Annotated in this window: 6 protein-coding genes; all 6 read left to right on the top strand. The window is 45.2% G+C overall.

The window, feature by feature from the left end:
* The first annotated feature begins 228 nt into the window (after positions 1–228).
* Positions 229–5,358, top strand: coding sequence for an amino acid adenylation domain-containing protein (locus ABDK00_RS10275; RefSeq protein ID WP_346239113.1), 5,130 nt, complete (start codon positions 229–231; stop codon positions 5,356–5,358).
* 9 nt (positions 5,359–5,367) lie between these two features.
* Complete coding sequence (locus tag ABDK00_RS10270; protein ID WP_346239112.1) at positions 5,368–12,576, top strand: amino acid adenylation domain-containing protein; 7,209 nt, start codon at positions 5,368–5,370, stop codon at positions 12,574–12,576.
* 113 nt (positions 12,577–12,689) lie between these two features.
* On the top strand, positions 12,690–13,085 hold the full coding sequence (locus ABDK00_RS10265; protein WP_346239111.1) for a response regulator: 396 nt from the start codon (positions 12,690–12,692) through the stop codon (positions 13,083–13,085).
* Positions 13,030–14,157: a sugar transferase gene (locus ABDK00_RS10260; RefSeq protein WP_346239110.1), complete on the top strand. Its 1,128-nt coding sequence runs from the start codon at positions 13,030–13,032 to the stop codon at positions 14,155–14,157. Before ABDK00_RS10265 ends, ABDK00_RS10260 begins: the two co-directional genes overlap by 56 nt.
* Before the next feature lie 12 nt (positions 14,158–14,169).
* Entirely contained in the window at positions 14,170–14,871 is a 702-nt protein-coding gene (locus tag ABDK00_RS10255; protein WP_346239109.1) for a TolC family protein, read from the top strand.
* Between the two features lie 23 nt (positions 14,872–14,894).
* Positions 14,895–17,078 (top strand): cellulose synthase operon protein YhjQ/BcsQ, encoded by a 2,184-nt coding sequence (locus tag ABDK00_RS10250; RefSeq protein WP_346239108.1) that lies wholly within the window; start codon positions 14,895–14,897, stop codon positions 17,076–17,078.
* The last annotated feature ends 17 nt before the right edge of the window (positions 17,079–17,095 follow it).

Genomic DNA, 17,095 nt, shown 5'->3' with positions numbered 1-17,095 from the left:
TTGTGCGGATTAATTATTTAGATCTTTTTCACTACCTGCAACCCGCTGGAAAGCACTGACTGCGACGCTCTTATATAGCTAATTTGAGTGTTTGTACTATTCGCCTTATTACTTACCTTTGGTTGCCCTTGTAGTTTTGAAAGAAACTATAGCATTTGTAAAAAATTGAATAGTAACAATGCAAGAAGGCTTTGCCAATTATCCACAGACTAAACCGGACTTTAACTTATGAGCACTCTTGACAGAGATTCTTTTGTTCATCAACAAACCAGTATACTGGGATATTTTCTCGACGCCGTGCAGAAGTATCCGGAAGCTACGGCATTGCACTATAAGGGAGCGTCCCTGACGTATCGGGCATTAGATGAGAAATCGGCTGCTTTTGCCCGTTATTTAATAGCCTCCGGCGTGAAGCCCGATGATATCGTTGCCATTTGCCTGGAGAAAGGGTTTGATGTCATTATTTCGATTATCGCCATTTTAAAAGCAGGGGCGGCTTATATGCCGGTTGATCCGGCTTACCCGAAGGACAGGGTTGCCTTCATGCTCGAAGATGCTAAACCCCAAATTATTATTTCGGCTGCGGGGCACCAACATTTGTTTGGAGCAAACGCTTCCGTTATTACAGATATTGACGCCGCCATTTCGCAAGCAACAGCGCCTGCTCTTAACAGCTTCCCCGAGCCGGCGCGTTTTGCTTATGTGCTTTTCACGTCCGGGTCGACAGGGCGACCGAAGGGCGTGCTCATGCGGCAGGCAGCGTTGGTGAATTTAATTAAATGGCAGCTCGGCGATTCCCAAATGACGAAGGGTTCTAAAACCATCAATTTTTCGCCCATCACTTTTGACGTTTCTTTTCAGGAAATTTTCACTACGCTCGCCATTGGCGGTACGCTTTACCTGATTGATGATACATTGAGGCTGGATGCGGCCTCGCTTCTTAATTTTCTTGAAGCCAACGGCATCAATCGCTTGTTTTTGCCATTCGTTGCTTTGCAGATGCTATGCGAAGCGGCTGATGCCGAAAAAGTTTTTCCGCAAAGCCTGAAAGAAGTAATGACAGCCGGCGAACAATTAAAAGTTACGCCACAGATTGTCTCTTTCTTTGCGGCTATTCCCGGACTGCAACTATTCAACCAATATGGCCCTACAGAAGGCCACGTGGTTACCAGCCTTGAACTTAGCGGCGATCCCAAAAAATGGCCCGAGCTTCCCACGATTGGCCGGCCCATCGATAATGTTTCGATTTATATACTTGACAACGGCATGGAGGTGCCGGATGGAACAACGGGCGAACTGTGCATCGGTGGTATTGCTTTAGCCGAGGGGTACATGAATCAGGATCAGTTGACCGCTGAAAAATTTGTGAGCTGGGATCACAACGGAAAGACTGAACGCATTTACAAGACGGGTGATCTTGCAAAATATCTGCCTGACGGCACGATCGACTTTTTGGGAAGGATGGATGAGCAGGTAAAGATCAGGGGATACCGGGTCGAGCTTGGCGAGATAGAAACTGCCTTGCTGCAAAACAAGCGTATCACCAATTGTGTGGTAATGGCGCAGGGGGCCGGTTCGGGCGACAAACGTATTATCGCATATTTGGTAGGCAAAGGCGATCAAAAGGAAACAGAAGCGGTGCGCTCATCGCTGCTTCAGCAGCTACCTGATTATATGATCCCATCGGTGTTTGAGTGGATCGATGAGCTGCCTAAAACGGCAAGTGGGAAGGTGGACAAGAAAGCATTGTCGGCCATAAAAGTGAAGCGGCCGGCTTTAAGCGTGCTTTACAGGAAGCCGAAATCAGCAATGGAAAAAAATATCGCTTCCGTTTGGAGCGAGTTGTTGCTGATCGATGAAATCGGTACCGACGATAACTTTTTTGAATTGGGCGGCAATTCTGTGTTGGCCCAAAAATCCATCATCGCGCTCAAACAAAAATATGGATATAATATTCCTATAACGCGGCTGTATCAATACCCTACTATAAAGGGATTGCAAAGCAGCCTGGACGATACCGCGCCGAAAACGCGGAAAAATATAAAGAAAAAAGAAAAAGCCGCAACTGGTGATATTGCGATCATAGGGCTTTCGGGTCGTTTTCCCGGCGCCGAAACGATAGAGGCATTTTGGGATGTATTAAAAGAAGGAAAAGAAACGATCTCTTTTTTCAAAGAAGAAGAGATCGATCCGGCCGTTCCTGATCTTCAGAAAAACGATCCGCTTTATGTAAGGGCAAGGGGCGTGTTGAAAAATGTTGCGTACTTCGACGCCGAATTGTTTGGGATCAACCCCAAACTGGCCGAGTTAATGGATCCACAAATGCGTGTTTTCCTGGAAATATCGAGGGAAGTGTTGGAAAAAACCGGCTATCTGGCCGGCGGTGATACTGGCGTTGTGGGCGTTTTTGCAGGTAGCAATACAAATACTTATTTCAATAATAACGTTTTTAACCATAAAGACAAGATCGAAACGCAGGGCTATTATCAAACCTTATCTGTCTCCGAGAAGGACTATTTATCGACAAGAGTGGCTTATCATCTCAATTTGAAAGGACCCGCTGTCAATGTAAATACGGCCTGCTCGACTTCCCTGATGGCCATCGCTCAGGCAGTAGAAAGCCTTCGAATGGGCCAGTGTGAGCTGGCGATTGCAGGAGGCGTTGCCTTGAATGTCCCGGTTAATAGCGGGCATGTTTACGAAGAAGGCGCCATGTTCAGCAATGATGGGCATTGCAGGCCTTTCGACGCAGATGCGAAAGGCACCGTTTTTAGCGATGGGGCCGGCGTGGTATTGTTGAAAAGATTGTCGGATGCTCAGGCAGATAACGACCTGATCTATGCTGTGATTAAAGGAGTTGGCGTTAATAACGACGGTGGTGGTAAGGGAAGTTTTACGGCCCCGAGCACCGACGGGCAGTCGGAGGCCATCCTGATGGCGATTGAAGATGCGGGCGTTGATCCGGCTACGATTTCTTATGTTGAAACGCATGGAACGGCTACGCCACTGGGCGATCCCATCGAAATCGAGGGCTTGAAAACAGCGTTTGGCGAGCAGGCAAAAAAACAATATTGTGCGATAGGTTCGGTGAAAAGCAATATCGGACATTTAACGCACGCTGCGGGAGTTGCGGGCGTTATTAAAACGGCCTTGTCTTTACATCATGAAAAATTAGTGCCTTCACTTCATTATAAAACACCAAACCCTGCTATTGATTTTGCAGGCAGTCCCTTTGTTGTAAACGATTCCTACAGAGCTTGGGAGCCGATTGACGGAAAAAGGATAGCGGGCGTAAGTTCGTTTGGCATTGGCGGCACCAATGTACATATTGTGATGGAAGCGGCATCCCAGGAGAAGCGCTCTTCCGCGGTAAAATCGAACGATCCGCAGTTGGTGGTTTGGTCGTCGCGCAGCCATCAAAGCAATTTGAATTTTGCTAAAAAACTTTCTGAGTTTTTGGAAAACAACACCAACGCCAATCTTGACAGCGTCGCGTATAATTTGCAGCACTTTCGCGAACCGCTTTCCGTGCGCACCGCCCTTGTAGCGAATGATGTGAAGGACCTGCAGCGCCAGCTGAAAGAAGACAGCATTGTGCAGGCGGCCACACGGCAGCTGCAGGAGCGCAATCCCAACATCGTATTTGTATTTCCCGGACAGGGCTCTCAGTATGTTAACATGGGGCGGATATTGTACGAAACCGAAGCGGTTTACCGCGCGGCCGTTGATGAGTGCGCCGCTATTTTAGAGCAAGAGATCAATGAAGACATACGGCAGGTTATTTTTACAGATCCGTCTGATGCGGCTGCCGAGCGGTTAAAAAATACCTTTTATACGCAGCCGGCTACATTTATTACTTCTTATGCGCTGGCAAAATATTATATGAGCAAGGGCATCCAGCCTACGGCGCTTGTCGGGCATAGCATAGGCGAGTTTGTATGTGCCCATTTAGCCGGCGTGTTAACGCTTCCCGATGCTATTAAATTGGTGGCAGCGCGCGCCAGGCTGATCAGCGAACTGCCGGGCGGCACCATGTTGTCTGTGAGAACATCCAAAAATGAAGTGTTGCCGATGCTACCACCTACACTTTCGGTGGCTACCAACAATGCGCCCAATCTTTGCGTTGTGTCGGGAAAGCAGGAAGATGTGGAAGCGTTTTCCGGTTTGCTTACCAGCAAGGGTATTGTAAATAAGCCGCTTCGTACGAGTCATGCTTTTCATTCTCAAATGATGGATCCTATCATCCAGCCCTTGTTCGAGGTTGCGGCAACGTTTCAGTTGGGCGTTCCGCGAATTCCAATTCTTTCAACAGTTACGGCCGATTGGTTAAAAGATAGTGAAGCTACTGATCCCGGTTATTGGTCGCAACATGCGCGCGCCATGGTTAATTTCAGCGATGCCATCGCAAAGCTAAACAGTGAGCTAAGCCCTGTGTTTTTAGAAACCGGTCCGGGTAATGCAACGTCAACCCTCATCAAACAGCAAGGTGGAAATATCGTCGGCCGCGTTTTGAATTCCATCGAGCTGAAGGAGGGTAGTGAGGACGCGAATGCCGCCCGAAAGGCTATTGGGAAGCTTTGGACTTTAGGCGTGGATATCGACTGGAAGCTCTTTCATGGTACTAACACTTATGATATTTTGCATGAGTTGCCCACCTACGCCTACGACCGGAAAAAATATTGGGTGGAACCATTAAACGCGGTTATCGACGTGGCCGCGCCCGGTGAGGCAGCGCAAGAACAGTCTGGCCTGGGCGACAGTGATTTGCCACGCAAAGAACGCATCTTGTTAAAAATAAAAAACCTGTTGCACGAAGCTTCAGGAAATGATTTGAGCGATACCAACCCGCACTTGAGTTTTGTCGAGTTGGGTTTTGATTCCTTATTATTAACCCAGGTGGCAAGCAGTTTCAAAAGAGAATTTAAAGTTCCGGTAACCTTCAGGCAACTGAACGAAACTTACGATACCATTGACAAATTGGCCACGCATATCGAAGCCAGCCTGCCGGTTGACGCCTATAGCCCGGAACGCAAAAAGGCGGATCAGCCAAAACAAACGCATCCTGGTGCAGCTACTGCTCCGAATGATCCAACAGCATTATTAGAAACCATTTTGAAGCAAATAAGCCTGCTTACAGAACAGGTGGCCCAATTACAGCAGCAGCAAACTATCTCCTCACATCCCGCAAACGGGCAGCAAAATGATAAGCCTTCGCTGCCGCAACCCAAAGCGTATATTTCCGTCAATACCAACCCACCTGTGCCGGGCGCGAGGCTGGGAAAGGACAGAAGCGGTAATCCAGCCTGGTTTGTACCCGATGGCGATACGCCGGGAAGTTATTTACAAATTGCTATTTAGACCCTACTAATGATACAATCAGAAACCAAGAAAAACGTGTTGGTGGATTATAACCCTTTCGAAGGCGATGTGATTCAAAAGGTGGTGCCGGCGACAGAATCTCAAAAAGAAGTCTTCGCTTCCTGCCTTTTAGGTGCGCGCTACGCTAACCTGGCTTATAATTTATCTATGTCGCTTCATTTTGAAGGAGCACTTAATAGTGAAGTATTAAAAGAATGCGCGGCTTCCCTGATCTTAAGACATGAGTCCTTAAGGGCTTCCTTTAGTGAGGATGGCGGCAAAATGATTATTTACGAAAATCAAACCATTCCTTTTACCGAAAAAAATCTGCAGCATCTGGACCCCGTTTTGCAACAGTCGGAGATTGTTTCGGCGCAGTTGAAAGACGCGGAAACAGAGTTTGATATCATTCACGGGCCTTTGATCCGGTTCGCACTTTTCCACCTATCAGCAGATCGTCATATTTTCATTATTACGGTCCACCATCTGATATGCGATGGGTGGTCGCTCGGGATTTTGCTTGAAGACCTAAGTAAACTATATAATGCCAAATTATATGGAGCAGCACTGCCGCCCGCAGCTTCGCAATTCAGCGATTACGCAGTAAAAAGCATCCTTTTTGAAGACACGCCTGCCTATCAGCAAATTGTAGCTTACTGGAAGCAGGAATATGCTGATAATATTCCTGTGTTCGAAATTCCGCCGGATTTTCCCCGGCCGCCCGTTCGCAGCTATCAGGGCCGGAGAGACGATTATATATTGCCGGCTGCGCTTGCCGACGCCGTCAAAAAGACCGGAGCGACCTACGGGAGTAGCTTTGTGAATATACTGATGTCGGCTTTTGAAGTGCTGCTTTACAAATACACTGGCCACGACGACATTGTAATTGGCCTGCCAACCGCCGGACAGGCGGCTACCGAGATGTTTGACCTGGTGGGGCATTGTGTCAATCTATTGCCGCTGCGCAGCCAGCCACAAGCCGATCTTTCTTTTGCGGATTATTTGCGCCAGAGAAAATCAAAGAAACTTGCCGACTACGAAAATCAGCAATTCACCTTTGGCACATTTCTGAAGGAACTAAAAATGCAGCGGGATCTGTCGAGAATGCCGCTCGCCCCCGTGTCGCTTAATATCGATATGGGAATCGATTTAAACGTAAACTTCCAGGGCCTTCAGTATCGGCTCGAGCACAACCAAAGAGTAGCCGAAACCTACGAATTGTTTGTCAATATCGCCGACAGTGACAAGGGATATGTTTTTCAATGGTCGTATAATACGAATTTGTATAAGGCATCGACCATGAAAGGCCTGATGGATAAATTCGTTTTTGTTTTAACGCAAATAGTTAGCGATCCTGAACAGAAGATCGGCCATATCAGGCTGGAAGATGAACAGCAGTTAATGGAATATTGGAGCCGCTGGAACAACCGGGATAAAACGACTTTTGAAGGAGCGACCTTATTGGAGCTGATCAATAAAACCTGTGCCGCGCATCCTGATAAAACGGCTGTTTTGTTTAAAGAAAACGCTTATTCTTACCAGGAGATTTTTGAACAGTCCAACCAGATGGCTCATTACCTGATTCAACAGGGTGTGACAAGAGGAATGGTTGTGGGTGTCGCGATGGAGCGGAGTGTTGAGCTGATTATTGCCATTCTGGGTATCATGAAAGCGGGCGCCGTTTTTGTGCCGCTCGATCCTCAATATGCGCAGGAGCGCATTGAATATATGCTTGAAAACTCGGGCGCGGCATTCTTGCTGACAACGGAGGCATTCAAACAAAAGTTTAAAACGACCGGCCGCGAGATTTTAGTCGATCAGATAATAGATCAGCTCGGTGATTTTGCTGTAACATTGCCGGAGGTGGCCATCAACAGCGAATCTTTGGTATATATCCTATACACTTCGGGCTCTACCGGAAAGCCTAAAGGCGTCATGATCGCTAATCATTCGCTGGTTAACTATATCAGCTGGGCGGTGAGCTATTATTTAAAAGGCAAACCGGCTGTGTTCCCGCTATATACGTCTATTTCCTTTGACCTGACGATTACCTCCATTTTTTCACCGCTGGTTTCAGGTAGCTTGCTAAAAACCTACCACGAAGAAGAACCGGTAACTGTGCTGGAGAAAATATTTACGGATAAAGAAGTGAACGTCGTGAAACTGACACCGTCACATTTAAAACTCGTTAAAGACAGTCCGTTTATCAAAAAAAACCTGCCGGGGCATTATGTGACGCTTATCGTGGGCGGAGAGGAGTTGGAAACTTCGGTGGCCAGGGAAATATCAACCTTGTTTAAGGGGCAGGTAACGATTTGCAACGAGTATGGACCGACCGAGGCCACCGTTGGTTGTATGATTTACAATTACCATGTCGACGACAATTTAGCCGCTGTTCCGATCGGCGTTCCGATTGCCAATGCTCATATTTATTTACTGGATGAAGAGCGCCGGCCGGTGTCGAAAGGCGTGGCAGGTGAAATTTATATCGGGGGCGATTGCCTGGCAAAAGGTTATTATAACAAGCCCGATCTGACGGCCGAGCGGTTTTTGCCGGATCCGTTTGTGCCCGGCGGAAAAATGTATAAGACCGGGGACAATGCCATCATGTTAGACAATGATGTGTTATTATTTAAAGGAAGGATCGATGATCAGGTAAAACTCAGGGGGTATCGCATTGAATTAGGCGAGATCGATTTCCATATTTCCGGCCTGGAAAATGTGAAAAATAATATCACCGTCGTGCGAGAAGACGGCGCCGGCAATGGATACCTGGTTTCTTATATCGTTCCGTTGCAAAACAAAGAAAACGCGGAAGCACTTAAGAAGGAATGGAGAGCTGCGCTGCGCAATAAGTTGCCCGATTATATGGTACCTGTGGCTTTTGTGATCATCGACGAGCTGCCGCTAACTACAAATGGTAAGGTAGATAAAAGAAAATTACCTGCGCCCGAAATGCAATCTCATGGCTACGTGGCGCCTGAAACTCCAACAGAACTGCTTTTGGAGAAAATCTGGAAGGAAGTTTTTGGTAAAGAAAGGATTGGTGTCTATGACAATTTTTTTGAACTTGGCGGCCACTCGCTTTTGGCGGTGCGCGTCATTCGTTTGTTGGAGCATGAGGTGGGCCTTTCTATTCCTTTAACTTCTTTGTTCCGTTTTCCTGTCTTGCGCGATTTTGCCAGCGAATTGTCCAAACTTCAAGCCAGCCAAAGCGATCAGGAAGAAAGCCAGGAATGGTACCTGGAAGCAAGTGATACCCCTGTTGTCAGCTTTCCAACGACTGAGCCTCAGGTTGAAATCTGGCAGAAGTGCCTGATCGGAGGCGACGAAGCTAATATTTCCTATAATGTGGCGCATGCAGAATATCTTAGCGGAACCCTGGATGTAGCGCTATTAAAAAATGCGTTTCAGCATCTTGCCGAGCGACACGAACTGCTGCGTTCTATTTTTAGTGCGGATGGAACGACCATGACGGTGCAGGCTTCGATTGATTTACCGTTTTATGAGCAGGATATTTCTGGTCAGGACGACGAGGCGCAGTCGCAATTTATATCCCGGTTTTTAAAAGACGCGTATGAAACACCTTTTGATCTTGAAAAAGACCTTTTATTCCGGGTTCATATCATCAAACTTTCAGAGCAAAAGCACCTGCTGTTTTTCGTGATCCACCACCTGATTTGTGATGGCGGCTCCTTTGACGTTATTATTAAAGAGGTTGGCGAGATTTACAATAGCTATCTTACCGGCAGCGTTCCTGTATTAGGGGAAGCTGTTAAATTCAGCGCTTATGCAACAAAGGAAGTGGCGCGTTATCAGGGGGAGCGCTATGCGCAGGATGTGGATTATTGGGTGGAAAAATTTAAAAATGACATTCCCGAACCGGTTTCACTGGCTTCGAGATATTTGCCCGAGCCGGAACGAACGTATAAAAGCGAGGTTTTTGCCTATGCTTTCGACGAATCAGAAACCGCGACAATTGAGAAGACTGCCCTGCGTTCAAATACAACATTAACCATTTTGCTAAGAACGCTCTTTGAAGTATTTATTTATAGGAAAACGGGGCAAAAAGATTTTGTATTGGGCTTGCCGGCGACTGATCATCTATCGGTTCCGGGCTTCAGCATGGTGGGGCATACTATTAATATGTTGCCGATCCGAGCGCATGTTCAAAACGGGTTTTCGTTTTCTGATTACATGAAGCTTCGCAATGAGGAAATGCTGGCTGATTTTGATCATCAAAAAGTGACTTTTGGTGGCGTGCTTCGCAAATTGAAGTTTAATCGCGGCGCAGCCAGCAATATGGTCTCCGTTAGTTTTGGAAGCCAGCTTGAGAAATCAGATATAACGTTGAACCTAACAGGCATTAGCCACGATCTTATCGATTTAAAAGAAGAGCATAGCAGTTTTGAATTGTATATTGATACCTACAAGCGCGGCCCGCAAATTCATTTTCAGGTTTATTATCAGACGGATTTGTTTAGTACGGACGATGTGAAAGCGCTGATGGCTTCCTATCATAGCGTTGTGAATCAGGTGGCGGCGCAGCCTGATATAAGGATAAGCGATGTGGCCACCACTGCTGAGGTAAGCGTTTTTAGCAAGGCTATCGCGTCGGAAGGGCCCAATATTTTAAACCAAAATATTCCGGCTTTATTTGCAAGAGTTGTGGAAGCGCATCCCGATCAGGTCGCTGTCCGCATGGAAGACGATTTTATCACCTATGAGCAATTGAACAGCGAAGCAAATAAATTAGCTAACTATATGCGGTCGCAGGGCGTGGCGTCTGGTCAAAAAGTCGCGATTATCCTCGATCGGGGCATTCCCATCATAGTAGCCATCGTTGCGGTTTTAAAATGCGGCGCCACCTATGTGCCAGTCGATCCGAATTATCCGCAAGACCGCGTGTCTTTCTTAGTGGAAGATGCAGAAGCACAGTTTATGATCACTGCAGATCGTAACGAAGCTTTAGCAGGTAAAGGCATCAATATCTGTCTCAATACTATCAAAACAGAGCTTGAAAAAAGTTCGGCAGCCGACCCGGATATTCAAATCAATCCCGATACGCTGGCTTATATACTTTATACCTCTGGTTCTACAGGTAAGCCGAAAGGCGCAATGGTCTCACATCGCAACCTCATCCACTTCCTGAAAGCCATGCAGGATGCGTTCCAAGTGAACAGCAGCGACAAGTTTTTGTCCGTTTCAACAATTTCGTTTGATATTACCTGTTTTGATAATTATGCGAGTTTGGTGAACGGCGCAGAATTAGTGCTCACGCGCGCAGATACGGTTAAAGACGGGCAATTGCTTTTAGATGAAGTGATTAAAAGAAATATTAGCCTGATGATCGCTACGCCGATTACTTTCAAGCTGATGTTAACTGCAGACTGGACGGAGCAGCTTCCGGCCAGGCTGATCTCTGCGGGTGAGCCTTTACTGCCATCTTTAGCAAAAGATCTTTTGCCGCGTTGTACGGCGTTGTATAACGGCTACGGCCCAACTGAAACAACCGTTCTCTGCACCTTAGCGCGTGTGTTGAGTGATGAGAAAATTACAATCGGGCCCGCGCTGTTGGACACACCTATTTATATTTTAAATGAAAAACTGGAAAAGGTTAAGGACGGTGAGACAGGTGAACTATATATTGGAGGCGACGGCGTGGCCCAGGGCTATTGGAAGCGCCCGGAACTGACAGAGGCGCGGTTTGTAAAAGATCCATTCGCTGCCGACCCCAATGCGAAAATGTACAAAAGCGGTGATTTGGGCAGGTTACAAAGCAACGGAGAAATTAAATATGAGGGACGCATCGACAACCAGGTTAAGATCAGAGGGTTCCGGATCGAATTAGGGGAAATTGAATTTAATGTATCACGGCTGCGAAATGTGAAGGATGTGGTAGTGAAAGTTTTAGACGACCACACCGGCGAAAAAAGTATCGTGGCGTATGTCATTCCACAGCATGATGATGGCGGCGGTGACCATGAGTTTAAAAAAGCATCCATTTTAGAATGGGGAAATCAGTTGCGCGCCCACTTGCCTTACTTTATGGTTCCTGCCTATTGGGTGAAAATGAACTCGTTTCCACTTACACCTAACGGTAAGGTTGATGTTAAAAGGATCGAACCTCCGAAGTTTTATAAACAACGAATGGCGCTTGCATCTGAAGATATTGTTCCGGAGGAAACGCTCAATCCTATTGAGGCTGAAATTAAAAAAATATGGGAAGAAGAATTGGGTATTGACGGTTTGCATGTAGAGGATAATTTTTTTGAACTGGGGGGCCATTCCATGATTGCTGTAAAAGTTATGAAACGGATCAGTGCGCGCATGAACGCCAAATTGCCGATTGCTACCTTATTTCAACATCCCACCATTGCCGCGATTGCAAAACTGGTGGGCAGCAAAGCTAAGGTCGAGGAGAAAATTCTGGTAGAAATCAAAAAATCAGGTTCAAAACCACCTATCTATTTAATCCATGGTGGTGCTTTAAATATTCTATTATACAAAAAGTTAGAACCTTTTTTAAGCGAGGATCAGCCCCTGTATGGCATTCAGGCCCTTGGTTTAAGCGGGGACATCAAAGATTTGGAGTCTATCGAAACTATTGCCAGGAGATACCTGAGGGAAATACTGGAGGTTAATTCAAAAGGCCCCTACATTATCATTGGCTATTCATATGGTGGCATTGTAGCTCACGAAATGGTGAAGCAGTTGATGCAGCTTGGGAAGGAGGTGAAAATGCTGGGTATTCTGGATACGAATGTTGGCGGGCGCCATATTCCTGTTACGGCCGCAGGCCGCCTGGCTGTAAAGCTGAGGCGCCAGGTGAAAAAAGCAGCTTTTATAGGAGGCAATCTTTTTAAATATCCCAAAGAAGTTATCGGTTATCAACTGATGCTTATAAAGCGCAAGCTTTTTAAAGAAACCTACAAAGAAAGTGAAGACGAAAAGATCTACGACTACGACGAAAAAGTAATTGAAGCTTACAACCAAGCCTATTATAGCTACGTCATGGAACCTTTAGACATCAAAGTGCATCTGTTTCGTGTAAAAGAGCGTATTTACTTTCTCGATGATCCTGTTTATTTGGGCTGGAAGCGATATACCAAAGGTGTTGTGGTGCACGATGTGGCGGGCGATCATAAAACATTTTTATTGCCGCCGCACAATGAAACCTTGGTTAGAATAATGGAAAAAGCTATCCGGCAGACTTAGGGTAAAATATCAGAAAGTGTATAATCAAAAGGTCAGGATATTATTTTATAAGAATACGCTTATTTTAATAACTTGTAGTTAATTTTACACTTAATCTTTCTAAATCGAAGTAAATGAAAAAAACAATTCTGATAGTTGATGATGAACCGACGATTTTGAAACTCTTAGAGTTTGTTTTATCAAAAGACTACAGCGTTGTTTTAAAAAATAACGGATATGAAGCGATCCAATGGTTAGAAGAAAGCAACAAACCCGATTTGATCATTTTAGATATTAATATGCCATATTTTAACGGGCCGGAATTTCTTAAATCTATTAAAATCAGCGGGTTATTCTCGAAAATACCAGTAATTGTGCTTACCGGAACATCAGATACTAAAGCCTTGGAATCGCAATTGCCTTTTCCCGTAAACGAAATTTTTCAAAAACCTTTTAATCCTACCAAGCTAAAAGATGCAGTCAGATACCTACTTTTCGAACACCCAAAAGTTACCGCCTCTGAAAACTAATGCGCTAAGTCAAACTGTTGGTATAGCATACGTTGGCGAGGTTTTCCTGGAAGAAGTTGTTATCGCAGGCGGCGAATATAGCAACTATAGGATCGATTCTTACAAAACTTTAAGTGATTTCAACCGTCAGTTGGCCCATTCGTCGATGGTCGATTTGCCCTATGCGCTACTATTGGAAATGCAAACCAACAACGAAGCTACTGTTTTCAATCAGGTCAAAGAGTTGAGAGAAAACGCGCTGACCTCAGGAATCATTATCATCCTTTTATCCTCGTCAAACAAAACAGAACTGCATCAAAAGGCGCTGGAAGCCAAAGCAAACGACATTTATTTTAGGCCGTTTAATACGGAATTAATTTTTGAGCGCGTTAACTTTCTCATCAAGTTTAAACTTTTAAAACCGCATGACGCCAACAAGCTGTCGGCAAAAAATCTTGAATATCATATGCCGCTTTCCAAGCGTCTATTTGATATACTGGCATCTACTGTAGCTATTTTGATTTTGTCGCCCGTCTTCATTTTGGTAGCTATTCTTATTAAACTGGAAAGCAGAGGGCCGGTGATTTATAAGAGTAAAAGAGCAGGGAATGGGTATAAAATATTTGATTTTTATAAATTTCGATCGATGGTGGTCGATGCGGATAAAAAACTCGCGAACCTGAGCAAGACCAATAATCAGTATGCGGCCGGCGATCAAAGCAGTCAGAAAGCATTTGTAAAAATTCTCAACGACCCACGCATCACCAAAATAGGCAATTTTTTGCGTAAAACAAGTATAGATGAGTTGCCGCAGCTTTTTAATGTACTAAAAGGCGATATGTCTATCGTGGGCAACCGGCCACTACCGCTTTACGAGGCAGAGCAATTAACTTCCGACCAGTTTGCCATGCGTTTTCTCGGTCCGGCTGGTATTACCGGTTTGTGGCAGATCAGTAAAAGAGGCAAAGCCGAAATGTCTGAAGACGAGCGAAAAGAACTTGATAATACGTACGCAAAAGATGGTTCTTTTTTAATGGATCTCAAAATTATTTTTAAAACCATACCTGCAATGTTGCAAAAGGAAAAAGTTTAAATTCCGAGTCAGATGAAAAAAGTATTGTTTTCTTTATTTGCTTCCGTTCTAATTTGTGCATCCGCTAAAAGCCAGGAATCGATCCTGAATGAAATCGATAATGCGCTGCTGAATAAATATATTACCCTGGCGATGACCAACTATCCTTTGAAAAAAGCATCAGATGCCACGGTGGAACGCTCTAAAGCGCAAATATCGGTGGCTACCATGGGGTTGTTTGATATTTTTAACGCAAGTTATTTCTACAGTCCTCAAAGAAATGAGGGGCTTATTTATATTCCGGGCGGCGGAAGCGGTGGCACCAATAACGTGGTGTTGAGCGGGTTTCAATTTGGCGTCACCGTAAACCTCGGTAGTTTTCTGGCAAAACCTGCCACCATCAAGGCGGCTAAGGCCGATTATAAAGTGGCGATGGCGCAAAATAATGATTACAAGAATACATTGGTACAATTGGTTAAATCGAGCTACTATGATTTTATTACGGCAAAAAAGCAATTAGCAATCAAAACGCTAGCGGCCAGCGATTTTAAAAGCATTCTAACGAATGCGCAGGCTCAGTTTCAAAACGGAACCGTAACACTTGATATTTATACAGCGGCAAAAAGTGCATCAATCGATGCGGATGTACAAGTTTTGGAAGCCGAAGTAGCCTACCTGAAAGCTAAAAATGTTTTGGAAGGTATTATCGGTACGACGATTGAAAACGTTAAATAACCCGACAAAAGAAATATTAAGTGATGATTAATCTGAACCTGAAGGATTTTTTAAGGTACGTATTGCGATTTAAATGGTTATTGATTCTCGTACCCATTGTTTTTGCCGTGACTACTTATTTCCTGGCAAAAAAACTTCCTAAAACCTATTCTTCCACATCACTGATATCAACCGGCCTGGCAAGCAGGTTTCAGCAGAGCGCTATTAACGGCGGCGAGCGGATGGACTATTTCCAGCTAAGCCAACAATTTGGAAATATTCTGGAACGGATGAAGTCTAAACGGAGCATCAATGCATTATCATACAAACTTATTTTACATGACCTCGAAAATCCGGAACAGGCATTTAGGGAGCCATCGAAATTTGCAAAGGGATTATCGGAAGAAGATAAGCAAATCGCCGTTGCAGAATACAGAAAGCGGTTGGATGCGGGCAGCCTGATTTCGGTGGCGGACAATGGCAACAGGATCAAACTCTATGATATGTTGACTGCGGCAGGCTACGACGAAAAATCTTTGTTAAAGGATCTATTTATTTCGAGAAATGGAGAAAGCGATTTTATTCAGGTTGTTTTCTATTCTGAAAACCCCAACCTTTCCGCTTATGTGGTGAACACTTTTTCAACCGATTTTATTGCTTATTACAATGGACTGGTAGCTGCCGGTCAGCGAAAGTCTTTGGCGCTTCTGGATACTATTTTGCAAAATAAAGAATCAGAACTTCAGCGAAAGAGCGCAGAAGCGAGGCGGGCGCTGCAGGGCGAAGCTGCAAAGGCAGCCGGGCAGGCCAACGCGCAAAGACAGTCGGATGTGGCGTATTCGCGCGTGTCGGAAGCGGAATCGCAACGCCTGCAATATTTAAGGCAAATAAGCTCCATCAAAGGAAACCTGGCGGAAGTAAATGCCAAGCTTGAAGGTAAAGGCGGGTATGTAACTCAAAGCCAATCGAAGGATAACGTGGATATTGTTAATATCGACGCACAGTTGAAGATAGCCAACCAGCGATATTTTAATAATAATTTCCGCCCGCAGGACAAGCAAACCGTTGATTCTTTAAAAAGAATCAAAGACCGGTTGATTGAAAGAGCAGCCAATAACTCCGGCTCCAATGCGGCAGCCGTCCGTCAGGATTTACTGGCCGAGCGTATAAAACTCGAGGGCGAACTGGCCTCTGCACAAAGCGCGCTTGCTACGGTAGAAGATCAACTTAAGGCGCTGCCAAAACCATCGGGAGCCGGCGCGGCTGCGCTGCCGCAAGTTGCGCCGGACGTGCTCCGAGACGCTGAAAATGCATCTACGGAGTATGAACAGGCACAAAGCCAGTATAGTCAGACAGAGCTGCTGGCTAAATCAAGCACAAACCTCACCCTTGCTGAGCCGGGTTTGCCCGGCCCGCCGGAAAAATCGAAAACGATTTTATTCGTTGGCTTCTCGGGTGCTTCCAGTTTTTTACTTTGTTTGCTGACACTTTTTCTGACATTTGCATTAAATAAAAATGTGGAAGACACCGCCCGTTTGGAAACCGTTACACAGCAAAAGGTATTGGGCTGCCTGAATTATATAACGGAGGATGATAAAGACCTTCGTAATATATGGAAAGATGATAACGGGGTGAAAAATTACACGGCTTATAAAGATTTACTCAGATCCCTTCGTTTTGAAATCAACCAGCATCTTGATGAAGAGCATAATGTGCTGGGCATAACCAGCATGAAAGACGGCGATGGAAAAACCTTTCTCGCAGGAAGCCTCAGTTATGCTTTCGCAATGATGGGAAAAAACGTATTATTGATTTGCGAGAAAGACGGCAATATCCTCGACCTTGTTACCAATAAAACCGCCGATAGCCAACCTGCAAAGCAACAAAAATTTGAGTCATTTTTGGTGAAAAAGCAGATCCAGGTAGAAGACAGGATCACGATTTTAAATAGGAATACTTCAAACAACTCGCTGCTCGAACTTCGCGATACAAAAAGCCTCATTGCGGGTTTCGAAGTTTTGAAAAGTACTTTCGATATTGTAATTATTGACATTTATAGCGGGCAGGATATTCACAATGTAAAAGAGTGGCTCATGTTTTGTGATCGAAGCGTGGCAGTATACGAGGCGGGCTCTAAATTTTCAGAAGACAATAGGCCATTTGTTAATTACTTGTCTTCGCAACCCGGATTCCTGGGTTGGGTGTTAAACAAGGTGAAGGTGGCCTGATGGCAGCAAAAGAAATA

The organism is Niabella insulisoli, from assembly GCF_039652435.2.
GTDB lineage: Bacteria > Bacteroidota > Bacteroidia > Chitinophagales > Chitinophagaceae > Niabella > Niabella insulamsoli.
The sequence above is the reverse complement of the archived record's forward strand: the minus strand, read 5'-3'. Positions and strand labels throughout refer to the sequence as shown.